Origin of the sequence: Sphingomonas sp. (assembly GCF_003248515.1) — a bacterium.
GTDB lineage: Bacteria > Pseudomonadota > Alphaproteobacteria > Sphingomonadales > Sphingomonadaceae > Sphingomonas_I.
On the sequence record NZ_QFOB01000007.1, the window covers coordinates 161,878 to 186,393 of the forward strand.

Below are 24,516 nucleotides of genomic sequence, written 5' to 3' on the forward strand. Positions count from 1 at the left end.
CTATCCATACGCGGGATAAGGAGCATCGATTTGGCACGCGCGCCCAAGACTGAAGACGAGAGAGAGGAACCCCGCTACCGGGCGCCCGCGCTGGAGAAGGGGCTCGACGTGCTCGAGGCGATCACCCGTTCCGGCCACCCGATGACGCTCGGGATGATCACCCAGCATCTCGGCCGCTCCACCGGCGAACTTTTCCGCATGATCCAGGTGCTGGAATATCGCGGTTTCATCGAGCTGGCGCCGAACGGGACCGGCTATGTCCCCACGACCAAATTGTTCTCGCTCGGCATGGAGCAGGCGCCGATCAAGAGCCTGCTCGAGGTTGCGCTGCCGATCATGCGCCGAGTCGCCGACGAGGCCGAGCAGAGCTGCCACCTCGCGCTCCGGGCCGGCGGCGAGATTGTCATCGCGGCGCGAATGGAGGCCGCCGGCCTGATCGGCTTTTCGGTGCGGCTCGGCTATCGGCGCCCCATCCCCACGTCCGGCTCCGGCGCGGTGCTCTATGCCTTCCAGCCATCCGCCGTCCGCGAGCGGTGGGAGAAGGATTTCGGGGGGATTACCGAGGCCGATCTCGCCCGCTTTCGCCGCCGCGCCGACAAGGTGGCGCGCCAGGGCTATGATCAGCATCCGAGCGACGTGGTCTCCGGCATCGTCGATCTTTCCGCCCCCGTCGTGCGCGGGGACGTGGCCGCGGCGGCCCTGACCATGCCCTTCGTCCAGAAACTGTCGATGGCGATCGACGCCGACGGCGCTCTGGGAATCATACGCAGAGCCGCCGCCGACATCTCTTCGGAACTGGCGCTGGGAGATTTCCGGATCTGATCAGCCCGCGGCAGGCCGGGTTCTCCCGGACTCCTGATACTGCCTCAGCAGCGCGCTCAACCGCTCGACGATCTCCGGCTTCCTGTCCCACAGGTTATTGGTTTCGCCCGGATCGCTGCCGAGATCGTAAAGCTGCCCCTTGGGGCCGTCCGGCGTGGGCTCCAGCTTTCGGGGCAGCGTGAAGCCGCCCGAGCCGAGCGCCATCTCCAGCTTCCAGTTGCCCTCGCGGATCACGAACGTGCCATCGAGCGAATGCTCGACGATCGTCGTGCGGACCGGTTTGGTGTTCGTCCCCGCCATCACGCCCGAAAGATCAAAGCTGTCCTCAGCCGCATCATCAGGCAGGGGGAGATCGAGGATGCTCGCGACCGTCGCCATGAAATCGGTGAGCGAGGCGATCTCCGCGCTGGTCGACCCCGGCTGGATATGCCCCGGCCATTTGACGAGGAAGGGGATCCGGTGCCCCGCCTCCCACACGTCCGCCTTGCGCCCGCGCCACCGGGCGTTCGCGCGGTGGGGATAGCGCGCGATATCCTCCTCATTCCAGTCGGCGCCGTTATCGCTGGTGAAGACGACGATCGTATCGTCGGCGAGGCCATGATCCTCCAGCGCGGTGATCACCTGACCGACCATCGCATCCGTTTCATACGCATAGTCGCCATAGGTGCCTGCGCGCGATTTTCCCTTGTAGGCTTCCGTCGGAACCCAGGGCGTGTGCGGCGAAGGCAACGGGAAATAGAGAAAGAAGGGCTGATCGGGCTTGCGCGCCCGCGCCGCGATGATGTCGGTTGCCTTTCTGGTCAGCGTGGGCACGACCTGCGCGAAATCGAAGCCCGGCATCATCGGCCCCGCCCGCCAGAAGACGCCCCTTTCCTTCTGCTTGGCGCCCGGCGTTTCATCGGTCGGCTGGGCGACAGCGCGATCATTCTCGAAATAGAGATAAGGCGGCATATCCAGCGAGGCCGGGATGCCGAAGTAATAATCGAAGCCATGATCCGTCGGCGCGGGGTTGAGCGGCTTGGAATAATCGGTCTTTTCGCTATGGCCGAGCCCGAGATGCCATTTGCCGACGCCCGCCGTGTAATATCCGGCCTTGCGCAACATGCCCGCGACGGTGAGCCGCCGATCCTCGATCAACGACGGATCATAGCCATTCAGCACCCCATGTTTCAGGCGGGAGCGCCACGCATAGCGCCCCGTGAGGATCGAATAGCGGCTGGGCGTGCAGACGGCCGACGACGAATGCATATCGGTGAAGCGCATCCCGCCCTGCGCCAGCCGATCGAGGTTCGGCGTCGGCACCGCGCTATCCGGGTTGTATGCCCCGATATCGCCCCATCCCATATCATCGGCGAGGATGAAGATGATGTTGGGGCGCTTGGCCCCTTTCCTGGCGCCCAGCGCCCGGGTGCTGACCATCGCGGTAATCCCGCCGGCCAGCGCGGCCGTCACGAAAGCGCGGCGTCCTACTTCAGGCATGATGGTCTCCTTCCGTCGCGCTCACATCACCCAACCGCCGTCGACGCAGTGCGCCTGGCCGGTCGTGAAGCCGGATTCGCCCGACGCGAGATACAGAGCGAGTGCCGCGATCTCCTCGGGCTTGCCGACGCGGCCCATCGGCTGACGGGCGACGAATGCCGCCCACGCCCCGTCATAATCCCCCGTCTCGCGCAGCCGATCATGGAGCGATGGCGTATCGACGGTTCCCGGACAGATCGCGTTGCAGCGTATGCCCCGGGCGACGAAATCCGCCGCGACCGCTTTGGTGAGGCCGATCACAGCCGCCTTCGTCACGCAATATGCGAAGCGGTTCGGCACGCCCTTGATCGAGCTTGCCACCGACGACATGTTGACGATCGAGCCGTCCCCCCTGGCCAGCATCCCCGGCAGCGCGGCGCTGATCGTCCGGTACATGGCTGTGACATTGAGATCAGTGGCGAAGGCCAGTTCGTCCGCGCTCGTTTCCAATATGGTACCCGACGATACGACGCCCGCGCAGTTGAACAGCACATCGAGCGGCCCGGCGGCCCCGATCACGTCCGCCACCATCGCATCGTTGCGCACGTCGAGCCGGGCCGTGCGGCAGCCATCCAGCCCGGCGAGAGCATCTTCCCGCACATCGGTTGCCCAGACGGTCGCCCCTTCGCGCGCATAGAGCAGCGCGGTCGCACGGCCGATCCCCTGCCCCGCGGCCGTGATCAGCGCCGTCTTGCCCGCCAGTCTTCCACTCATGTTTCGATCCTTCCTGAGAGTGAGTTGGCGGCTATGCTCAGGCCGTAGAGACGGGCCGCATTGCCGCCGAGAATGGCGCGGCGATCATGCTCGACGAGGCCGGCGAGCAGTTCGTCGGTGATCGCAGCCCACTGCGCATAATCCGCGGCAAGCGTCAGCACCGGCCAGTCGCTGCCCCAAAGCATACGCGCCGGCGTGAACGCCTCGACCAGCGTGGCGAACACCGGATACAGCGCCGCCGCATCGGCCCCGGCCGGCGCTTCGGTCAGCAGGCCCGAGAGCTTCACATGCACGTTGCGACGTGTCGCGACGCCACGGATCGCCCCTGCCCATTCAGCGAGATCACCGGCCGCAATCGCCGGCTTGGCGGCATGATCGATGACGATGGTGAGACCAGGATGCGCATCGGAGGTCGCGGCGATGGCCCCGATCTGGTGCGGCAGGATCACCGCATCGAGCACGAAATCATAGGTCGCCATCGCCCGCAGCGCGGGCTGGACATCCGCGCGCAGAATCCAGCCCGGATCAGGGAGATCGTGCAACATGGGCCTCAACCCCACGAGCTTGCGCCGCCGTGCGAGCGCCGCAATCCGATCGGGCGCACCGGGCGCCGAAAGATCTATCCACCCCACCACGCCGGCGACCCAATCGTGCGCGGCCGCGATGCCGAGCAGATACTCGGTCTCCGCCTCGGTCGGTGCCGCCTGGACGAGGATGCCGCAGGATATTCCCGCCGCTTCCATCTCGGGCCGCAGATCCTGCGGCAGAAAATCGCGGTGGATCGGCCCCAGATCGGGGGTAAGCCAGCCATAATCCCCGCGCGCCAGCGTCCAGAGATGCTGATGGGCATCGACGCGCACGATCATCCCGCCCCCGGCACCGGCGCACCCGCCCGCAGCAAGCCGCGTTCGCGCAGCATCCCCCAGAATTCGACGGGGATCGCGCGCCGATACAAGTCCATCGTCTGATCGACGCGGGCGGAACTGCCCAGGCCGAGGATCACGCTGGCCACCGCCGGATGGGCGAGCGGAAACTGGAGCGCCGCCGCGGCGAGCGGTATCCCGAAAATCTCGCACACATCCTCGATCGCGCTCACCCGCGCGAGCACATCCGGAGGGGGGGCTCCATAATCATAATGAAGCGGGCCAGGGCGCCGCGTGCCCGTGGCGAGAATGCCCGAATTATAGGCGCCGCCGATCACGATCGACGTATCCTCGGCAAGGCAGCGCGGGAGGAAGCTTTCGAGCGCCGTCTGCTCCAGCAGGGTGTAGCGGCCCGCCAGCAGCACGAGATCCAGATGCGCATGATCCATCGCATCCAGGCAGACCTGCCACTCGTTGACGCCCAGCCCGAACGCCTTGATGGCGCCACCGTCCCTCAGTTCCTCCAGCGCCCTGAAACCGCCGCCCCGCGTCAACTGCGCGAACAGCCGATCATGATCGGCACCATGCGTCACCCGGCCGATATCGTGGATGTAGAGGATGTCGACATGCGCGAGGCCCAGTCGCTGGAGGCTATCCTCCCACGAGCGCAGAATGCCGTCGCGGCTATAATCGAATTCGCGCTCGAACGGCATCGGCGAGACGAAGCCCTGCCGCTCCTCGGCGCGGCCCTCCAGATCACGACGCGGGCGCAGCAGGCGGCCGACCTTGGTGGAAACGATCGCGTCTCCGTGCCCCCGCACGAAATCACCCACGCGACGTTCGCTCAGCCCATGGCCGTAATGGGGCGCGGTATCGATATAGGTCATTCCCGCCGCGTACCCGGCCGCCAACGCCTGCCCCGCCTCGGCATCGCTGACCGGCCGATAGAGATTGCCGAGCGTCGCCGCGCCGAAGCCAAGTTCGGGGAGCGACAGGCCCGTCCCCGAAACCTCACGGACCGGGATCATTGCGACTGCTCCCCGAGCGCAAAGATCTGCGACATTTCCAGCCATTTTTCGCTGTCAGGCCGTATCGGCTGCTGAAAGGCGTCCATCTCCTTTTCCCAGCGCGCCACCGTATCGGCCAACCCCGGATCTCCGGCACGGGGAAAATCGTCCGCGACCTCCGCGACCATCACCAGCCGGTCGGCTACCCGCCATATCTGCATATCCAGGAAGCCTCGATCGCGGATATCCCGCACCACATCCGGCCAGACCGCGCCAGGAGCATGCCGGGCTTCATAGGCGGCTATCAGAGCCGCCTCATCCTTGAGATCCAGCGCGAAAACCCGCCGCGTCATGCCCTGTGCTCCTCTTTCGAGAGAAACATCGCAAAGGCGAGCACCACCCCGAAGCAGACGGCCGGGATGATCATCATGCGGTGCACATCGCCCAGCATATCCGACATCAGGCCCATGGCTGGCGGGATCAGCGCGCCCCCGATGATCGCCATGATCAGGAAGGAAGCACCGCTTTCGGTTTCCTCCCCCAGTCCGGCCAGCCCGAGCGCGAAGATCGTCGGGAACATGATCGACATGAAAAAGCTGGTCAGCCAGAGGGCCCCGACCGCCGCGACGCCCGGAATGATCGCTGCGACAAGACAGAGGGCCACGTTCGCCACCGCATAGGCAGCGAGCAAGCACGTCGGCTCGATACGCTGCAAAATCACAGCGCCAAGAAAGCGGCCGATCATCAGCATGCCGAGACTGCCCGAGAGCAGGAACGCCACCGTCCGTTCGGGCAGGGCCGGCGCCTGCGCCTTCGCGAAATCGATGAAGAAGCTCCACACGCCGACCTGCGCGCCGACATAGAAGAACAGCGCCACGACGGCCCACACCAGACGGCGATGGCGGAGAACATGGAGGAAGGAGCGCCGTTCTGCACGCTCCGCCAGTGGCCGTTCGATCTTGGGAAAACGCGTCATCGCGATCGCGACGAGCAGCAGGCAGACAGCGCATCCTATCACCAGATAAGGGCCCTGCACGGCGGCAGCCTCACTCGCCCGCCATGCGGCCAGATCGGCCGGCGACATGGCGGCCCTTGTGGCGTCGCCATGCTCGACCCCCGAGAAGATGAACGCTCCCCCGATGATCGGCCCCAGAATCGCCCCCACCCCGTAGAAGCCCTGAGCGAGATTGAGCCGTGCCGAAGCGGTTTCCGGTGCCCCCAGGATCGAGACATACGGGTTCGCCGCCGTCTCCAGGAAGGCGAGGCCGAACGCAATCACGTAGAGCGCCGCCAGGAACAGGCCGAAGCGCTGCACCTCGGCCGCCGGATAGAACAGGAACGCGCCCGCCGCGTAGAGCAGCAGCCCCAGCAGCATCACCGCTTTGTATCCCAGCTGCCGGATCAATAGGCCGGCCGGCAGCGCCGCGCAGAAATAGCCCACGTAGAAGGCCAACTGGATCAGGCTCGATTCCGTGCGGGTGAGTGCCAGCGCCTTCTGGAACTGGCGGATCAGCACATCATTCAGCGCGGCCGCCAGCGCCCATGAAAAGAACAGGGTCGTGACGAGCCCGAACGCAAGCAGATAACGCCGCTCGACAATCGGCGGGGCGCCGGCCTCAGGATTGCGGATCATCGTTGCCATTCCCGCCTCTCTCTCCTCGCCATCGTGCGTGGCTCGCTTCTTTTCCGCCGATTCTGGCCGGCTGGAACCAATCTGACCGCCTAGTTGGCCGGCGTCACGTACAGCGTGCGCGGCTTGAACAATTCGCTCCCGGCTTTCTGGGGCGATACGGCGATCGTGTAGATTCCCGCCGCCGGAAAATGGAGGATGCCGACCGGCTGGATCGGCAGGAATGCCGGCGCCCGCCGCTCGATCACGCCGCTTCGCACCACCCCGAAAGGCAGCTTCTGATCGCCGGATATGACCCAGCCTTCCTTGCCGGCCTGCTCCGCCGTCGCTGAATATTCCAAGTCCACGTGATAGTCGCCAGCCGCATCGACCTGCACTTTCCAAGTGATCGCCTTGGCCGGATCATCGAGACCGGTAACCGTATAATATTTGCGCAGATCTCCCATGTAGAGCTGGGTCCGGACGAGCTGCAGCTGGGGGCCCTGCCCGACGATGTCGGCATCGGCGACTTCCAGGATCTGGCGGCCGTAAGCAGTGGATAGTCCGATCGGCCCCATATGGGCATCGGCCAACGGCGCCTGCGTTTCCACCACGACCACAGCGTCGACCGTGTCCGGCCGCTTGATCGGCAGCGTGATGGCAAGTCCGGCGTCCTTCGCGATCGTCAGCGTCTCCCCCCCGTCAAGCATCGAAGCCCGTGTCACGTCACCGACGAAGCCCGGTATGCGGAGGATGCCATCACGCGGCCACGCAAGGACATGGAGGTACAGCTTGTTGGCGCGCTGCGTGGCGACGCCCCACGGCATTTGCGGCAGGGGCGAGCGGGTCGTGCCATAGACGCTTTCGCCATTCACCTTCAGCCAGGCACCGACACCGAGCAGCTTCTTCTCGGCATCGGCGGGAATATGTCCCTTCCCGTCGGGGCCGGTATTGATCATGAAGTTGCTGCCGCGGCTGGCCGAACTGACCAGCAGGGTGATCAACGTGTCCGTCGACTTGTAGTCATTGTCGATCGACGAATATCCCCAACTGCGATTGTGGGTGAAGATCACCTCCGAATTGCCCTGCGCCCTCCGCGCCGGCGTCACTTCGGAATCGCCGGGCGAGGCATAGTCGCCAAGGCCGTTGCCGATGCGGCTGTTGAGCAGGCATTCGGGCTGCAGCTTCTTGACCAGCGCGCGCAACCGTTCCGAATATTCGCGCGGCATCGTGCCCGGCGTGTCGAACCAGATCTCCCGCACCGGGCCGTAATTGGTCAGCAATTCGGTGACCTGGGGCACTACCTTTCGATCAAAATATTCGCGGAAATCCGCCTTCTTCGGATCGTATTCCCAATCGTTTCCGGCACCGTTCGGCTCGGTCCAGTCTTGGAACTGGGAATAATAGAAGCCAAGGCCGATGCCTTCCGCCTTGGCGGCCTCCGCCAGCTCTTTCAGCGGATCGCGATGGAAAGGCGTACCATCGACGATATTCCGCTTGGAGACCTTGGACTTGAACATCGCGAAGCCATCATGATGCTTCGCAGTAATGACGATGTAACGGATGCCGGCATCCTTCACCATCCGCACCCAGCGACGCGCATCGAAATCGACCGGATTGAAGCGCCCGGCGAGCTCGAGATATTCGGCGGTCGGCGTCCGGCTGTTGTGCATCAGCCATTCGGACGCGCCGTACCAGCGCTTGCCGCGGATCACGCCCGCCGCTTCTGCATAAACGCCCCAATGGACGAACAGGGCGAAGCGATCTTGATTGAAGCGCTCCATCGCCTTGGCGGTGACGGGATCGAGCTGCCGCGCCGCGGTATAGGGCTTGACCGGGTTGAGGACCCCCTCGGCGACGGCGGGGCCCACGCCCAACGCGCCCTTCGGCGGCGCAGTCTGGGCTTCCGTCGCCGTGGCCATCGCCGAGGCTGCAACCGTGACCACCAACGCACTCATCCATCGCCGCATGCTACTCTCCCGTCATTGGCGAATCCCTGCAGCAGCAATCCGCATCTTTCATATGTGATATTGACTTTGTCTGGTGAAATTCTACCGTGTCGTCAAGAACAAAGAGGGCGGAGATGATGGCGACAGGATATTTGAAGCTGGGAATGCTGGCGCTGATGGGGGCATCATCCGCGCTGGCTGCAGCGCCGACGACGACCGTGCCGGCCTGGATCGCCTCGACGACATTCGCCCCGGCGAAGCCACGTGCCGGCGAACTGCTTCGCTACGACAACCAGTCCGTGCGTCAGGATGTTCGCGGCCAGACGGCGACGACGCGCATCCGCCTGCGGTTGACCAACGAATATGGCACGGCACCGGTGACGCTCGACAGGATCGAGATCCGCCGCATCGCCGCCGACGGTGCACTGGGCCCGGCGAGCCCTGCCACCTTCGGCGGCGAACCGGGCACTACGATCGAGCCGGGAGCCGTCGCCTACACCGATATGCTCGCCTTCCCCGCCCCCGCGTTTAGCGACATCGCGATCATCGTCCATTATCCCGGCGAGACCGAACCGGTGGCGCATCGCTTCCTGGTTCGCGTCGCGGACGGCACGACGACGCCGACCAGTGCGACCAAACCGGCGCGCGGCGCCGCGATCGTTTCGGCGATCGAGACCGAGGCGCCCCCGCAGCAGTGCCGCCGCGTGATCGTCACCCTGGGGGATTCGATCACCGAGGGCGCGGGCTCGACGCCCGGAAACGACTGGCCGAGCCGGCTCGGCCGGGCGCTCGCCGGACAGAGTTGCCCCTCGATCGTGGCCAACGCCGGGATCAGCGGCAATCGCGTGCTGACGAGCGGAGGCAGCCCGAGCATGATCGCCCGCTTCGATCATGACGTGCTCGCGGTCCCCGGCGTCACCGACCTGATCGTGCTGGGCGGGATCAACGATGTCCGCGCCGTCGAGGAGAAGGCCGACGACCCCGCCGCCGGCGCGGCCTTGATGATCGCCGGCTATCGCCAGATCGTCGCCCGCGCCCATGCCCATGGCATTCGCGTGATCGGCGGCACCGTTCTCCCCTACAAGGGCACCGCCCGGCAAGGCGCCTACGGCCTCGCCGCCGTCGATCAGATCAATGCCGCGATCCGCAGCGGCGGCGTCTTCGATGCGGTGATCGATTTCAATCGCGCGGTCGCCGATCCCGCCGACCCGCAGCGCATGCGCGAGACGATGCAGAAAGGCGACTGGCTGCACCCGAACGACGCCGGATACGAAGCGATGACTACAGCGATCCCGCCTGCTCTTTTCAGCGGAGAGGCCCGATGATCGCCATCGCCGCCCTGCTCGCCGCAGGCGCCATGCCCGATGTGCGCGGGCCGCTCTATCAAACGGTGCCGCCGATGCATCATACCATCGAAACACGCATCGTGCCCCTGCTCGATGCGCTATCGACGGAGGTGGCCGCTCAGGGGCGCGCGCTGCGCATCAACGGCAAGACAGCGTTCAACCCGGATGACAAATTCCTGCCCGGCAAGCTCGCGATCGGGCTGGTCTATCCCTTGCTGGAAGGCCCGCGCACCGGGCCCGATTTTGAGCGCCGCCTGGCCGCCTATCGCGCATTGATGGCCGACACGGTCAACGACACCAATAAAGAATGGGGCATCTATTATTACCTGCTCGCCATCTACAAGCTGAAGCAGGCCGGCCTTCTGGAACGCGCCATCGCCCCGGAAACGCTCGCGAAATTGCGAGCCCGCCTCGATTGGCGGACGTTCGTGCGGCAGGACGACCTTACGCTGATCAACCTGCCCAACAATTATTACGGCGTCGCCTTCAGCTGCGCCCGCATCCGCTTCCTCCTCGGCTGGGAGGACGAGCGTGGGTCGCAGGCGCTGATGGCGCGAACGCTCGACCATTATCATCGCTATTCGGACAAATATGGCTTTGCCGACGAAACCGAGGGTGAGGGCCGCTTCGATCGCTACAGCGTGCTGCTCAGCGGCGAGATCGCGCAGCGCTTCATCGAGACGGGCCTCACCCCGCCGGAAGAGGTGCGTACCTGGCTGAAGGCTTCCGCGACGATGCTGCTGGCGCGGCTGAACCTGCGTGGCGAGGGATTCGAATATGGCCGCAGCCTCGGCCCCTATGGAGAGACGGCCTTCGTCGAAGTGCTGAGTGCCGCCGCCAAGCTCGGCCTCCTCGCCAAGGACGATGAGGAAGCGGCCTACGCCTTTTCCTCTCGCGTCGCGGCGCGCTACATGGATTTCTGGTACGATCCGAAGCGCCAGACCGTGAACATGTGGTACGATGGGCGCGCGACCGATGCCTATCGCGGCGATCACCGCATCCTCGGCGAGAACCTGAGCCTGACCCGCCAGCTTCTCTACACCGACGCGATCTGGACCAGCCTGGGCTACGGCCGCGACGCTGGCGATGCACGCTATACGGCCTGGCTGGCGAAACAGCCGCGCGTCACGACGACATGGTTCGCACGCGGCGACTATGATCGCGTCGCCATCGCGATCCGGGATGGCGCGCACGTGATCGGCCTGCCGCTCGTCAACGGCGCGGAAAGCTACCATCGCCGCAACGCTTATTATCCCGCCCCCTTCTTGCACGGCCTCTTCGCCGGCGCGCCCGACCAGACCTGGCCCAACCTCGTCCCCCGGATCGAGCTGGCGGACGGCACGCCGCTGATGCCCCTCGCCTATTTTCGCGGTGTGCAGATCAGCACCAAAGGCACAACGACGACGTTGACCTTCCATCAGGACGCGCTGGATGACGTATCCGGCCCCAATCCCCGCGCCGACACGCGCATCACGATCCGCACCCGCTTCATCCTGTCACCGGGCCGGATCGAGCGCACGGACGAGGTGACGCCGGCCGCCGGCACGACACTGAAGACTGTCGCGATCGAGTTCGGATCGTTCGACAGACTTTCCGGCAAAGGCCAGAGCTTCTCGTCAGGCGGCACGATCCAGCGGATCGAAACCAGCGGCTATGGCTCCTGCGCGGGCGCGAACGTCCGCGACGACCCGGCCTATCACACGCCGGCCGGTCCGCTCGAAACAAGCGTTCGCTGCACCCGCCCTCTGGCGGACGGCAAGCCGCTGACGCTGCGCTGGGTTGTGACCTATCGATAGGCGATAGTATCGATCCGGCCTCTCCGGATCGATGCCTTGCCGGACGTTTCCAGCCGATGGGTGAGCGCGCCTGCATCGAGGCGCTGTGATCGCCGCGGCCTCGCCACGGCGGAACCCGATCGAAAAAAGGGCCGCGCAACCGTCATCCGGCGGCGCGGCCCATAGTGGCGCGTGAAGGGGGGGAAGGAAAGGTCCCTTACGCTGCCTGCGTGCGAGCCGGGCCCGACGGCGCGAACGTGTATCGCGCGAGGCTCGACGGCTTCATTTCGATCGAGAATCCCGGACGGACCGGCGGCATATAGGCCGCGCCCTGCACCACACAGGGATCCTCGAAATGCTCGTGCAGATGATCGACATATTCGGTCACCCGCCCTTCGGTGGTGCCCGAGAAACAGAGATAGTCGATCATCGAGAGGTGCTGCACATATTCGCACAGGCCGACGCCGCCGGCATGGGGACAGACGGGCAGCTCATATTTCGCCGCCATCAGCAGCACCGCCAACACCTCGTTGACGCCACCCAGCCGGCACGCATCGATCTGCACCACATCGATCGCGCCGCTCATGATGAACTGCTTGAAGAGGATCCGGTTCTGGCACATCTCGCCGGTCGCGATCTTGACCGGAGCGACGCCGGCACGGATTTTCGCGTGGCCGAGCACATCATCCGGGCTGGTCGGCTCCTCGATGAACCAGGGCTCCGCAAAGGCCAGCGCGTTGACCCACTCGATCGCCTGATTCACCTCCCACACTTGGTTGGCATCTATCATTAGCGTGCGCTCCGGCCCGATCACCTCGCGCGCGATCGCCACCCGCCGCTTATCGTCCTCCAGATTGGCGCCGACCTTCAGCTTGATGAACCGGAAGCCCTCGTCGATTGCTTCCTGCGCGAGCCTGCGCAGCTTCGCATCATCATAACCGAGCCACCCGGCCGAAGTCGTGTAGCACGGATAGCCTTCCGCCCGCAGGGTCGCGATGCGATCGGCCTTGCCGATGGCGCGCGCCTCCAGCAGCGCCAGCGCCTCCTCCGGCGTGATGCAATCGGTGATGTAGCGAAAGTCGATCGCGCGGACGAGTTCGGCCGGGGACATGTCCGCCACGAGTTGCCAGACGGGCTTGCCCATCATCCGCGCCCACAGATCCCAGAACGCATTCACGACCGCCCCGGTCGCGAGATGCATCACCCCTTTGTCCGGCCCCACCCAACGCAATTGACTGTCGCCCGTCAGCCGCCGCCAGAGCGCGGCCGGATTGGCCTGCATCTCCGCCATATCCGTACCGACGACGAGGTGGCGCATGGCCTCGATCGCGGCGACGCACAGTTCGTTGCCCCGGCCGATCGTAAAGGTCAGCCCATAGCCGGTCAGCACCGGATTGTCGGTTTCCAGGGCGACATAGGCCGCGGAATAATCCGGATCGGGATTCATCGCGTCGGATCCGTCCAGTTTCTCGCTGGTCGGAAACCGGACGTCGAACACCCTCATATTCACCACGCGCGTCATGCGGCCGCAGTCCTTCTGTTGCAATTGGTGGATCGGGCGCGGGCGGCCATCAGAATTTCGCGCGCACGCCCGCCGTGAAACGGCGACCGACATTCTCGTAGCCCCGGCCATAGCCATAAGCGTTGGTCGTCCTGACTGCGCTGTCAGTCAGGTTGAGACCCTCGATCGTGATGCCGACTTGGGGGGTGATGTCGAAACTCGTCGAGAAATCGAGCTGGCCGTAGGATTGGCCATAGCTGCCATCACCGAAATTCGACGTCGCCGAATTCACGAAGCGACTGCGATAATTGTAAGCAAGCCGCGCGCTGAACGGCCCTTTTTCGTAATAGCCGACGAGATTGTAGCTATATTTGGATACGCCAGGCAGTGGCAGCGGCGGCCCGCCTTCAACGGTCGCGGCCGCGCCGGCATCCAGATAGGTGAAGTTGGCGACGATGCCGAAGCCGTCCAGCAGCCCCGGCAGGAAGGTCAACGGCACCTGCGCGCCGACCTCGACGCCTTTCAGCTTCGATCCCGAACCGTTGTTCGGCTGATTGATGGAAAAATCCAGTGGCGCCGTCCGCCCCGTCTCCCTCACCGTGACGTTCAGCGTATCCGTCCGCATCGTCGAAACGATGAAGTTTTTGACATCCTTGTAGAATACGGCCGCGCTCAACAGCCCGCCGTGGCCGAAATAATATTCAAGGGACAGATCAAACTGATCGGCCAGATAGGGATCCACGTTCGGATTGTTGATCGTGATGAAGCGCGTATTGGCATTGACCGTCGTAGACGGTGACAGCGTGCTGAGGGTCGGTCGCGACATCACCCGTGCCGCCGCCGCCCGGACGAGCAGTTGTTCGGTGATCTTGAAGCGGGCGTTGGCGCTCGGCAGCCAGTTGTCGTAGCTGCGCTTGATCGAGGTGGGCGTCACCTGCGGGATCACCGTCACCGCGCCGCCAAGCGAAAAGACGATCTGGGTGAGATCCGGAGCATAGCCGCTCGACGTCTGATCCGTGTGCACGTAGCGCACACCGATATTCCCGGCGAGACGATCATCGCTCGTGGCGAAATCCGCGCGGATGTAGGCGGCGGTCTCCTTTTCCCGAACGGAATATTCGTTGGCGAGATTCCGCCTCGGCGGCACGTCATTCAGGATCTGATCCAGCGATACCCGTTCGAAGACCTTGCTTACGTCAGACGAAAGGAAGGTGCTCGGATAGGTGACCGGGCCGTTATAGTTATTCAGGAACTTGTCGAACGAATAGAGCGTCATGAATGGCGACGCGTCAAAGCTCAGCCCATCCGGCCCCGGAGTAAGCGGCAGACCGAGGAGGCCGGCAAGCTGGGTTGCATTCACCGCAATCTGGCTGGTCCCGAACGTCTGCCGGCGGTTCGAGTAACGCCCGCCTACCCGCACCGAGCGAACGAAACCGTCGCCGGCATCCCAGACGGCATCCAGTTTCGCATCCCAGTTGTGGTCGACGGTCGGACGCTGATAGTCGCCAGCGAGGCCAAGACCGCGAAAATTGGCGGGATCGAGCGGATTATAGCCGCGCGAAAAGCCGATTTGGGGGAAATTGCCGGGATCTTCGCTGAAATCGTAGAATGCACTGGCCCGGCCGAGTGCGGTGAGCGAGAAATTGTCGACCAGTTGGCGGGCGTGCGAGAAGGACGCCTCGCCATTCAACTTGACGCGACCGACAGTGGCCTTGAAGCCCCCCGCAGCGGACGTGATGCGGTTGCGCGTAGTCGTAAGATTATTGACGTTGCGATAGTCGACACCGTCCGCATCGAGGAAATTGAGGCGCCCCTCGTCATCGAAGCCGCTGCCCCGGATGCAGCCGTTCGGCGCTACACCTTGCTGCGCCGTCGGGCAGACGATGCTGGTGAAGCGCAGCGTGTTGATCGGCTGATCGAGCCTCGTCCGGTTGTTGGCGTAAAACATGTCGCCATAGAATTCGAGGCCGGGCGTCGGGCGGGCCTGGAAGCCGCCGACAGCGGTGAAGCGCCGGATATCGCCCAGTATGACGCGGGTGCCCGCTTCATGATTGAAGCGAAACGCATCGCCGAAGTCTCCGTCACGATTATAATCCAGGCGCGGGCTTCGCGAAGCTTCAACACCATTCTCGAAACCAAAACCACGGAACGTATCGGAACGATATCGCCGCTCCTGCAGGTTGAGCCCGACATTGATCGCGAATTCGTCACTGAAAACGTGATTCACATAGGCAGCGACATGGGGTTTCGCTTTTTCCGATTTCTGCTCGTAAAGCGCCTCGGCAGTGATCGCCAGCCGGTTCTTCCCGACATCGAGCGGGCGCGCCGTGTGCACGTCCACCGTGGCGGCAAGGCCACCGCTCACCTGATCCGCCGACGGCGACTTGAGGACCTCGACCGAACTGACGAAATCCGATGCGAGGTTCGTGAACTCGAAGCTGCGCCCACCGCTCGGGGAGGTCAGCACGCGGCCATTGTAGAGCGTCTGCGTGAAATCCGGGCTGAGGCCGCGAACACTCGCACGAGTGCCCTCGCCCGCCGTTCGGGTGATCTGCACACCGGTGATGCGCTGCAGCGAGTCAGCGAGGTTCTGATCGGGAAATTTACCGATATCCTCGGCCGAGATCACATCGCTCACGACGGGTGAGTCGCGCTTGATGGTCGAAGCGAGTTCCAGGCTCTGGCGAAAGCCGGAGACGACGATGTCTTCCACGTCGTTCGCGGGCGGCCCGGCTGGGCCGGAGGGCGGCATGGGTGCGTTCTGCGCGGCTGGAGCTCCCGCCGCCGGATTGGTCGAACCTTCGCCAGGCGCCTGCGACGCCGCTCCCACGGCCTGCGCATCGGCCCCGCTCGCCATGAGCACCGCCACCACGGCACCCAGGGAAACCGCCGTCCGCCCGAACACTCCTTTCGACAAGCCTCTTCCTCCAATCTATTTTTGTTAGTGCAACTTATATTTGTATTTGAAAATTGGTCAAGCCTGCCGTGGACCACTTTCCGGGGCGGGACAGACCGCCGCCGCGCGAAATGTGGCGCAACCGCGTCGCCCTCCGGATACGGGCTGGGCGACAACGGGGTGGAAAGACCGATGGCAGCCGGCAGCCACGCCGAGGCCTGGAGCAAGCGATCCGAATGTATTGGATCGGCCGCTCCGGACCGTTGCGTTCCCGCGGTGCCCGAGCCAACAGGTGAACCGATCTGCTCCGAAATCGCGCTAGTTCGGAAGAGCCATCTCCCGGCAGCGTGATCGTCTCCGCCTGCCTGGTTGCAGGTGTTGCAGGAGGGGGGAGAAAGAAGACTGTTCGTGACGCCGAGGATCAGCCGCACCGCCTCCATCCGGGGCGGAATCCGGCTGACATGCGCGGCCCCATGCGCTCGAAGGCAGGCATCGACCCACGAACGCTCATGATCCTCGATCCCTCCAGATGGGTCATGACGAGAACAGGGAGATCCACTCGGCGGGCTGCCCCCCGGTTCGGGTTGCCAGCGCTTCCGAGAAGCCCTTCAGGGCTGGATCGCAGAAGGCCGCAAGAGCGAAGGTTGGCACCGCATTGGCGGGGCTCCAAGGATGCGGCTTATATTCGGTCTGCCCGGCCGCCGCGCGTTCGCGATCAAAGGCGATCTTCGAGCGGACGAACTCGATATGGACCTTGTCCCCACGCGCATAGGGCTCAAGCCAGGTGACCGCCTGCTTGAGGCTGGATCCGGACGGGCTTTTCCACGCATACCAGTTCTCGCCATGCACCTTCGCGGTGATAGCCGCCATCAGGAGCGGATCGAGATCGTAGGTGACGTAGTGCAGGGCATCGCGTTCGTGAAAATCGAAGGTCGATCCGTCCGGGCGGATATTCGCGGAAACCTGGGCCCGGAACGCCTCACGCGCCCGTGAGATCAACACTGGATCCCCCCCCTGGAATGCAGCCATCGTCGCCAGCTTCACGCGATGGCTCTGCCAGTTGGTGTGCGGCTTGGGGCGCTTGCCGCTCATCGCATCGAGATAGCCGATGGCCATGCGGCGCCAGAAATCATTCAGGCGCGCCTGCAACGCGGACGGCAGATCCTTCTCGACCAGATCAGTCGCGAACAGCAGCCTATCAAACCACGTCTCGTCGATCGGATTGAGCGAGATGCGATAGGTGGTGATCCACGCATCGAGATACCGCGCCGCCTGATCAAGATAGCGCCGATCGCCGGTGAACCGCCAGGCCATCGCCAGATCCTGCGTGATAGGGATATCCCTGCGCGCAACACTACTTTCCTCCCGGATGCCCTTTCCGGGCAGCGTGCCTTCGGTGTGAACAACCGGGATCGGCGCGGGCGGACGCGTCAGCGCATCGCGCGCACGCGCGATGATCGCCTGTGCCGCCGGGCTATCGCCGGCGGCGGCATCGCCGAAGCCCGGCCCGAGCATCGCATAGCTCTGCGCGTGCGCCGGCAATGCGCAGAGAAAACCGGTGACCAAACAGGACAGCCAAGAGCGTTTCATGTTCATTCTCTCTCCCGAAACCGCCCACCTGGCGACGGCCATCTTGTTGCGAAATTAGCCGGAATTGGGGAACCGGCTCATCATCCCTTATAGAGACGCAGATCACGGGCGGGCATCGCCAGGCTCCGCGCGTTGAGACCGAAACTGTTGACCACATCGACGGGCACCGGCCCGATCCTGTGGGGCCGCCTTGCACCTTTCGGCTCGATTACGATCGTTTCGCCGCGTTCGAGCGCGCAGGTGATCCGGCCACCGCCATCCGTGGACAGGGCGCGCGGCATCCCATCCACGGTCGCCACCGGCTCTATGATGCCGGTCTTCAGCGCGAAGGGCTCTCCCGCCCTGCTCGTCACCTCGATCCAGCGGGTGCGCCCGCCTTTTCTCTGCGCACTGACCAGGAAGCCACCTTCCGCGCTGAAATCCGCGAACACGCAATCCGCCCAGGCGCCCGGCACGGCGGGAAACACCCGGATCGTGCCGCCCCAGCTCTGCAGCATCATGTCGTGCAGCGATTGCGCGCCCGACAACGGCGTTTCGATGACGGGCCCGCCTTCCTTGTACAGCGTGTTGGACCGCATGTAGTCGCTGAACAATTCCCTGAGCTTGGTGAGCGCCTCGTCCCCGTCGCCGAGTGCCGCGTGCATCGATGCCGCCCCCGTCGAGGAATAGCCGCGCAGCGATTCCTTCATGGATTGCCAGTGATCGAGCGAGCGGCGGATCACAGCCTCCCCACCGGGCTGATCGCGGTTCACGAGATAGAGCGGATACACCATCAACAGGTGTGAATAATGGCGGTGCGACTTTTCGAGCGGAAGCCCGGCGCCGATCAGGAAGCCGGTCTCGCCCCGCGGAAAATCTACCAGATCGCGCAGGATGCGCCGCCAGTCCGGCAGCAGCGGATCATCGATCTTCAGCCGCCCTGCGGCATCGATCAGCGACCCGCAGCCCCAGCGAAGCAGCGCCAGATCGTAGTTGAGGTCTCGCGCTGCGCCATATTCCGGCGAATAGGTGGGCGGAAGGTGAAGTTTGCCGTCCGATCCAGCCATGAGGAAATGGCGGTAATGATTGATCGCGCGCCGCAGCACCGGGAACAGCGTTTCGCGCAATACGGCTTCATCCATCGTATGGCGCCAGATCAGCCAGACATCGTGCATCGCCCACGTGAGATTGCCGAATTCTGTCGGCCAATCCGACTCACGCCGGCCCGCGCCCGTCTTTCCATCAGGCCGGAGCGCGGGGACGGACGCGTCCAGATCCCGGCCCGATGATCGGCCGATGCCCGCAGAATCAGCGCGATAGGCCGGATCGACGTTGTCGATCAGATTCTGCTGATGATCGTGGATCGCGCTGACCAGCGAATAAGCGAGATGCGCCCGGTTGGAGGCAAGGGGCGCCCAATAGTTGAGCTGGACGTTGAGATTCCACGTCGCGTACGGCCAGGTCGATACCTGCAACCACGGCCCCTGATTGTCGATATAAGGCCGGTCCGCACGGGTCGCGCAGGCCAGCTTGTACATCTGGATCCAGTAGAAGCTTTCGATCCGGCCGTCAGGGATGCTGAGGAAGCTCGCCGGGTAGTAACCGTGCCACCATTCGCGATGCCGGCGCTCGAGCGATGGATCGTCCGCCGCGCTGCGGACCGACGCCAGCGCCTGCGCACGCGGCAGATCGCCCGGCCATTGATGGGCGACGCTGGCGATCAGGCGGTCGCCCGACTGGCGCCAGGCGGTGGCGGTGCCGCCACCGGCCAGCAGCGGCTGCAGCCACATTTCCTCCGCCCCGTCCCTGCCCCTCTCTCCGGCCGGGTTTGGCTGGTAGCCGGCATCCATCGCGCGCGGATCGTGCATTGTGATCGCCCAGGTGATACGCGGGCTGACCGCATCTTCGCCCACCCATTCCCAGACGATGCCGCTTTCCCCGCCACGCGCCTTCGTCTCGACGACGATCGCCAAGTCCTCGGCATGGACATAGACACGCAGATCGATCTGCCCCGTGTCGGTGACGATCCGGCCGGTCAGCAGCGCATCGTGCAACACCAGCCGGAGCGCCGTCGCGCGGGCCTTGCCGCGTGTGCGAAGCAGGAAATGGCCGATCGGCAGGCGGCCGCGACCGACGCCGGTCTGACGGATCGGGGTGCGGTGATCCTGAACGTCGGTCCGCGAAACTTCGAGCCGCCAGCCGCCCTCGTCCTCACTGTAGAACAGCAGCGCGCCGAGCAGACCATTGCCCAGGAACGGCGCCTCATCCCATGCCCTGGGAAGTTGATCCCAAATCATGTCGTGCCGGCCGAGGAACGTGGCCCAGTCGATCGATCGGGAGGCGGACGGGCGGGCGGCAGCAATAGCCACGCCCGGAAGAAAAGATACGCCGACGGATGACGCGAGGAATTTCAGCATCCTCCGCCGGCCTGCGATCGTCTTCCTCACCCCATACTCCTGTCGTTCCTGCTCACTTCGCATTGCACAACGCCAGCCTCACATGATGTAGATGCCCTGCCCGTCCAGCCGCACATCGCGCGTGGTATCGGCGTGGATCAGGCGGACTGGCGCGCGCGGCCGCCCTTCGAGGCGGAGCGCACGAAGCCGGCCGTTGGCCCATTCGAGATCGACTGTGATTCCGCCCCGTGCCCGCACGCCCTTCAGCCGTCCGTTCGGCCAAGCTGCAGGCAGCGCCGGCAGGAGGCGCAATTCTCCACCCCATGACTGGAGCAGCATTTCCAGGATGCCCGCCGCGCCCCCGAAATTGCCGTCGATCTGAAACGGGGGATGCGCATCGAACATGTTGGGATATGTGCGTTGCGGGCTGATGAGCTTCGTCACTATGCCGTGCGCGCGCTCGCCATCTCCCATCCGCGCCCAGAGGCAGATGCGCCAGGCCGTGGCCCAGCCCGTCGAAAGATCGCCGCGCCGATCAAGGCTGATTTTGGCCGCCTCGATCAGCGAAGGCGTGTCGCGCACGTTGATCTGGTCGCTGGGATAGACCGCATAGAGATGCGAGACATGGCGATGATGGGGATCCGGCGCCCGGGCATCCCAATCGTCCAGCCATTCCTGGAGCTGCCCCTGCGCGCCGATCCGATCGGCCGGGAGGCGTCTCCTCGCGTCTTCGATGTGACCGAGCAACTCCGCATCCTGCTTGAGGTACCTGCCTGCGGTGATCGTGTTGCGGAAGAGATCCCGCAATATCTGCCGGTCCATCGCGGGGCCAGCGCATACGCTGATATCCGCGACATGGCGGTTCTCGGGCGAGAGGGATGGCGAGGTGACGAGGCCCCGGCCAAGCGGATCTTCCACCAGCGTATCGAGGAAGAACAGGCTCGCGCCGCGCAGCAGCGGATAGATGCGGCGAAGATAGCTTTCGCCGCGGTGATAATCGTAATGATCCCACAGGGTGTTGCACAACCATGCGCCCCCCGTGGGCCAGATTCCCGCCTTCGGATGATCGACCGGCGCCGCCGCGCGCCACAGATCCGTGTTGTGATGCGTGACCCAGCCGCGCGCGCCATACATCGTGCGCGCCGTTCTGGCGCCTGTCACCGACAGATCCTCGACCATCCTGGTGAGCGGCTCGAAGCAGGATGCGAGGCCGGCGGCGTCGGCCGGCCAATAGTTCATCTGGGTATTGATGTTGATCGTATATTTGCTGCCCCAGGGCGGATTGACGCCTTCATTCCAGATGCCCTGCAGATTGGCCGGCTGGGTGCCGGAGCGCGAGCAAGAGATCAGCAGATAACGGGCGAACTGAAAGTAGAGCGCCGCGAGTGCCGGATCCTCGTTTTCACCAGCCTCCGCCAACCGCCGGTCCGTCGGGATGTCGCCCGTCGCTGGACCGCCGAGGTCGAGCGAAGTGCCTTCGTACAGCGCGCGATAATCGCGCACATGATCGGCCTTCAGCGCAGCCAGCCGCCCGGTGGCCCTTCGCACCTGATCGCGCACCTTCGCGACCGGATCACCACCGACATCCGCATAGGTGATGAAGCTCGTGGCGCCGGCGATCAGCAACGTCACATCACGGGCATCCTCCACGCAGAGGCGCCCGCCCCTCCAGGCGATCGTGCCGTCACCGATCGCCCTCACGAGCATCGCGAAGCGCAGGCCGGCGGGAATGCCATAGGCTTCCTCGTTCCGACCCTCCACAAGCAACCCGTCCGACCCTTCGCCGGTGACGGTGGAGCGGAGCCCTTCCTGCGCGCCATCCCAATCCTGCTTCAGCCAGTCGATCGGCCCGCTACCCGACGATCCGGGGACAGGCTCCGTCGTGCTGACCTTGGGGTAGTCGACACTGCGCGGCTCTCGATAGCGGACATCGAAGGCCAGGCGCTCGCCACCCCCAGCCCTTAGACGCACCACCAGCACGCCATCGACCGCCGAACAGAAATATTCCCGGCTTATCCGCCCGCGCGGCGTCCCATATTCCACCGTTGCAACCGCATCGGCGATGTCGAGGGTCCGGCGATATGCCTGCGGAGCCGCCGGATCGGCGAAGGTCAGGTACTGATCCGCCAGGCTGCCATAGGGCATCTGGCGAACCGGCCTCGCCATCATCCGTTCTTCGATGAGATGATCCGCAGCAGCAAAATCGCCTTTGTCGATCAGCGCGCGCACCCGGGATAGTTCCCCGAGCGCAGCGGGATTATCCGGCGTGTAAGGCGAACCCGCCCAAAGCGTGTCCTCATTCAGCTGCAGGCGCTCCTGCGCCACGCCCCCGAAAATCATCGCGCCCAGCCGGCCATTGCCGATCGGCAGCGCTTCATTCCAGTTTGACGCCGGCTGGCGATAAAACAGTTCCTCCGGCGCGGCGCCCCGCAATGCGCCTCGCACGCCCGGCGCCCAAGGCAGTGCGCACAATGCGGTCGCCCGGGAGATCAGTTCGCGACGATTCAGGCCCCGGAACGCCCGCAGCATCACGCCCCTCTATCGCGGTGGGGCGCAGGATCCCGCGCGCCGCGCGAGCACCCGTTCGGGTGAATATCGATCATGCCGTCGTCCTCTCGCAACGGAGGCGACCGCCTCCAGCAGCCAGCCATTCATATATGCAAATACATTTGACATGTAAATTTCATTGGCGCAATATGAAATGGTCGATAAAAAACAGGGAGAGGTAGATGTATTGGCGCAACCTCGCGCTTATGGCGTCCGTCAGTCTGTTCAGCCTTTGCTCGGCCGAAGCAGATGCACAGCAAAGCACCGGAAACCCATCGGTCAGCGCGGCATCCACAGACATGGACGATGCCCAGGTGGCAGACATTGTCGTCACCGGCTTCCGGGCGGCCGAGGCGAGCGAAGTTGCCGCCAAGCGCAATTCGATCGAGATCACGGACGGTATCTCGTCTGACGATCTCGGCCGCATTCCGGATCTTAACATCGGCGAGGCGATGCAGCGCATCCCCGGCATCCAGATCAATCGCGATGGCGAAGGCCGCGAAGCATCCGTCAGCCTTCGCGGCCTGCCGGGCGAATATGCGCGCACCACGCTGAACGGCGTTTCCTTCGCCGAGCCGATCCTGCAGGGCGCGACGCCTTTCGGGGCATATCTGTCCGACGTCTTCAGCGGCGTCCGTGTCGAGAAATCGCAGCTCGCCCATTCGATCGCGGGCGGCCTTAGCGGCAACATCGATCTCCAGATCGCGCCTGCCCTGTCGCGCAAGGACGGTTTCAAGATCAAGGCCGCGATCGACTACAATGAACTGGGAGACCTTAAGGAGCCCAACTTCTCGGTCGGAGCGAACAGACATATCACGGATAACTTCGCCGTATTTGGCACCTTCGCATACAAGCGTGAAAATTTCCGCCGGGATTCCGTGTTCTTCAACGCCTATGGCACGCTGACATCCGCCCTGGTGGGGAATGCCAACTTCGCGCAGTATCTGGATTATTACGCTCCGGCTGGAACCTGCGCGACCGTTAACGCCGGTGTCGCCGGCTGCCAAGCGGCCACAGGAGGAAGAGGCACGAAAGCTCTTACCGGCGTTCAATATGTCAATCAGACGCGGCAGTATATGCGCCTTACCAAGGGGGACCAATATTCCGCATCCGGTGGAATGGAATGGAAACTTGGTGACAAGTGGCGGGCCGGCGTTGTGGGCCTTTATACCAACAGGAACCAGGGCGATACGAAACAGACATTCCAGACCCTCAATTTTTCAGGAACCGGCGCTGTCATAACGCCGACGAGCCCGGTCCGCGAAGGCGCGGGTGGCACCTATTTTGTTGAGAATTTCGACTTTTCCAATGTCAACAACATTACCGACAGTCGAATTCTTCCGGTGGTCCAGCGTGCGTGGGGTCTGAACGGCACGATCGATTTTGATGATGAAACATGGAAGCTGAAAACGACGGGCACTTATTCCAAGTCATTCAGCAGCACCCGTGAAATGTACGTCTCTCTTTCGAAAACTCCTCAGGCGGGTGTCAGCAACGGCATCACAGGGAGCCTTATTACAGGCGCCGGAAACTGGGATAATTACAGGCTTCTGTTGAACGACTTTACGGTCGGCACACTCGACCCCAAGATTGCATGGGCCTCACTTCCCGGAGCGACCCTGACTTCAGCAAGCAATTATTACGACTCGCCGGCAGGCACCCCAGGGCGCACCACGTTCCGCATTACTGGCACGCAGGCGCAAGCCAGCACCAGGCTGATGGCGCTTCAACAGGATGCCGAGCGGAAGCTGTACGGCAGCTTTCTCTCGTCGCTCCGGGTGGGAGTGCGCTACGAGAAGAACAAGTACAGCACCGCCGGGTCGAAGGTCAGCGGCATCGGGATAAACCCCTCCGCCATCAACAACAGTTACCTGGCGACAAACCCCGACTTCAGCGGCTTTTTCGACTGACGTGCTCCCCAAAGCTCTACCAGTCATAACTGGAGTCCGGGGTTGGTATGGTGCCCCTCGGGGCGGTGTTGCACAACCCGCCTGGCAGCATCGG

Annotated in this window: 16 protein-coding genes; 4 read left to right on the plus strand and 12 right to left on the minus strand. The window is 64.1% G+C overall.

Annotation, left to right across the window (positions count from 1 at the left end):
* The first annotated feature begins 30 nt into the window (after positions 1–30).
* Positions 31–822, plus strand: a complete 792-nt coding sequence (locus tag DI605_RS13725) for a helix-turn-helix domain-containing protein (protein WP_293974844.1) — start codon at positions 31–33, stop codon at positions 820–822.
* Here the strand turns inward: DI605_RS13725 and DI605_RS13730 are convergent, their stop codons facing one another.
* The 7 genes from DI605_RS13730 to DI605_RS13760 form a co-directional block, all read right to left on the minus strand.
* Complete coding sequence (locus tag DI605_RS13730; protein WP_293974847.1) at positions 823–2,301, minus strand: arylsulfatase; 1,479 nt, start codon at positions 2,299–2,301, stop codon at positions 823–825.
* A 21-nt stretch (positions 2,302–2,322) separates the two neighbouring features.
* On the minus strand, positions 2,323–3,054 hold the full coding sequence (locus DI605_RS13735; protein WP_293974850.1) for an SDR family oxidoreductase: 732 nt from the start codon (positions 3,052–3,054) through the stop codon (positions 2,323–2,325).
* On the minus strand, positions 3,051–3,920 hold the full coding sequence (locus tag DI605_RS13740; protein ID WP_293974853.1) for an amidohydrolase: 870 nt from the start codon (positions 3,918–3,920) through the stop codon (positions 3,051–3,053). Before DI605_RS13740 ends, DI605_RS13735 begins: the two co-directional genes overlap by 4 nt.
* Positions 3,917–4,945, minus strand: a complete 1,029-nt coding sequence (locus DI605_RS13745) for an aldo/keto reductase (protein ID WP_293974856.1) — start codon at positions 4,943–4,945, stop codon at positions 3,917–3,919. The genes DI605_RS13740 and DI605_RS13745 overlap by 4 nt, the downstream gene beginning before the upstream one ends.
* Complete coding sequence (locus DI605_RS13750; RefSeq protein WP_293974859.1) at positions 4,942–5,277, minus strand: L-rhamnose mutarotase; 336 nt, start codon at positions 5,275–5,277, stop codon at positions 4,942–4,944. Before DI605_RS13750 ends, DI605_RS13745 begins: the two co-directional genes overlap by 4 nt.
* On the minus strand, positions 5,274–6,566 hold the full coding sequence (gene fucP / locus DI605_RS13755) for an L-fucose:H+ symporter permease (RefSeq protein ID WP_293974862.1): 1,293 nt from the start codon (positions 6,564–6,566) through the stop codon (positions 5,274–5,276). The genes DI605_RS13750 and fucP overlap by 4 nt, the downstream gene beginning before the upstream one ends.
* An 80-nt stretch (positions 6,567–6,646) precedes the next feature.
* The gene (locus tag DI605_RS13760; protein WP_293974926.1) at positions 6,647–8,479 is read right to left on the minus strand and encodes an alpha-L-fucosidase; all 1,833 of its coding nucleotides are present in this window, start codon (positions 8,477–8,479) and stop codon (positions 6,647–6,649) included.
* 140 nt (positions 8,480–8,619) lie between these two features.
* Here DI605_RS13760 and DI605_RS13765 point away from each other — a divergent pair, with 140 nt between their 5' ends.
* On the plus strand, positions 8,620–9,807 hold the full coding sequence (locus DI605_RS13765) for a GDSL-type esterase/lipase family protein (protein ID WP_293974865.1): 1,188 nt from the start codon (positions 8,620–8,622) through the stop codon (positions 9,805–9,807).
* Positions 9,804–11,624, plus strand: coding sequence for a hypothetical protein (locus tag DI605_RS13770; protein ID WP_293974868.1), 1,821 nt, complete (start codon positions 9,804–9,806; stop codon positions 11,622–11,624). The genes DI605_RS13765 and DI605_RS13770 overlap by 4 nt, the downstream gene beginning before the upstream one ends.
* A 196-nt stretch (positions 11,625–11,820) precedes the next feature.
* Here the strand turns inward: DI605_RS13770 and DI605_RS13775 are convergent, their stop codons facing one another.
* The 5 genes from DI605_RS13775 to DI605_RS13795 form a co-directional block, all read right to left on the minus strand.
* Entirely contained in the window at positions 11,821–13,125 is a 1,305-nt protein-coding gene (locus DI605_RS13775) for an L-fuconate dehydratase (protein ID WP_293974871.1), read from the minus strand.
* Between the two features lie 49 nt (positions 13,126–13,174).
* Complete coding sequence (locus DI605_RS13780; protein WP_293974874.1) at positions 13,175–16,021, minus strand: TonB-dependent receptor; 2,847 nt, start codon at positions 16,019–16,021, stop codon at positions 13,175–13,177.
* A 513-nt stretch (positions 16,022–16,534) separates the two neighbouring features.
* The gene (locus DI605_RS13785) at positions 16,535–17,590 is read right to left on the minus strand and encodes an alginate lyase family protein (RefSeq protein ID WP_293974877.1); all 1,056 of its coding nucleotides are present in this window, start codon (positions 17,588–17,590) and stop codon (positions 16,535–16,537) included.
* A gap of 80 nt (positions 17,591–17,670) precedes the next feature.
* Complete coding sequence (locus tag DI605_RS13790; protein WP_293974880.1) at positions 17,671–20,016, minus strand: glycoside hydrolase family 95-like protein; 2,346 nt, start codon at positions 20,014–20,016, stop codon at positions 17,671–17,673.
* Positions 20,017–20,064: 48 nt separating this feature from the next.
* Positions 20,065–22,494 carry a glycoside hydrolase family 95 protein gene (locus DI605_RS13795; RefSeq protein ID WP_293974883.1) on the minus strand — a complete coding sequence of 810 codons (2,430 nt, stop codon included), beginning with the start codon at positions 22,492–22,494 and terminating at the stop codon, positions 20,065–20,067.
* Positions 22,495–22,694: 200 nt separating this feature from the next.
* Here DI605_RS13795 and DI605_RS13800 point away from each other — a divergent pair, with 200 nt between their 5' ends.
* A complete protein-coding gene (locus DI605_RS13800) occupies positions 22,695–24,422 on the plus strand; it encodes a TonB-dependent receptor plug domain-containing protein (protein ID WP_293974885.1) in 1,728 nt (575 codons plus the stop codon).
* Positions 24,423–24,516: the final 94 nt, after the last annotated feature.

Excerpts from the sequence above, each read along its gene's own strand:
- DI605_RS13740 (WP_293974853.1), bottom strand. The coding sequence starts at position 3,920 with ATGATCGTGCGCGTCGATGCCCATCAGCATCTCTGGACGCTGGCGCGC.
- DI605_RS13735 (WP_293974850.1), bottom strand. The coding sequence starts at position 3,054 with ATGAGTGGAAGACTGGCGGGCAAGACGGCGCTGATCACGGCCGCGGGG.
- DI605_RS13750 (WP_293974859.1), bottom strand. The coding sequence starts at position 5,277 with ATGACGCGGCGGGTTTTCGCGCTGGATCTCAAGGATGAGGCGGCTCTG.
- DI605_RS13775 (WP_293974871.1), bottom strand. The coding sequence starts at position 13,125 with ATGACGCGCGTGGTGAATATGAGGGTGTTCGACGTCCGGTTTCCGACC.
- DI605_RS13795 (WP_293974883.1), bottom strand. The coding sequence starts at position 22,494 with ATGCTGCGGGCGTTCCGGGGCCTGAATCGTCGCGAACTGATCTCCCGG.
- DI605_RS13770 (WP_293974868.1), top strand. The coding sequence starts at position 9,804 with ATGATCGCCATCGCCGCCCTGCTCGCCGCAGGCGCCATGCCCGATGTG.
- DI605_RS13745 (WP_293974856.1), bottom strand. The coding sequence starts at position 4,945 with ATGATCCCGGTCCGTGAGGTTTCGGGGACGGGCCTGTCGCTCCCCGAA.
- fucP (WP_293974862.1), bottom strand. The coding sequence starts at position 6,566 with ATGGCAACGATGATCCGCAATCCTGAGGCCGGCGCCCCGCCGATTGTC.
- DI605_RS13765 (WP_293974865.1), top strand. The coding sequence starts at position 8,620 with ATGGCGACAGGATATTTGAAGCTGGGAATGCTGGCGCTGATGGGGGCA.
- DI605_RS13800 (WP_293974885.1), top strand. The coding sequence starts at position 22,695 with ATGTATTGGCGCAACCTCGCGCTTATGGCGTCCGTCAGTCTGTTCAGC.
- DI605_RS13730 (WP_293974847.1), bottom strand. The coding sequence starts at position 2,301 with ATGCCTGAAGTAGGACGCCGCGCTTTCGTGACGGCCGCGCTGGCCGGC.
- DI605_RS13785 (WP_293974877.1), bottom strand. The coding sequence starts at position 17,590 with ATGAAACGCTCTTGGCTGTCCTGTTTGGTCACCGGTTTTCTCTGCGCA.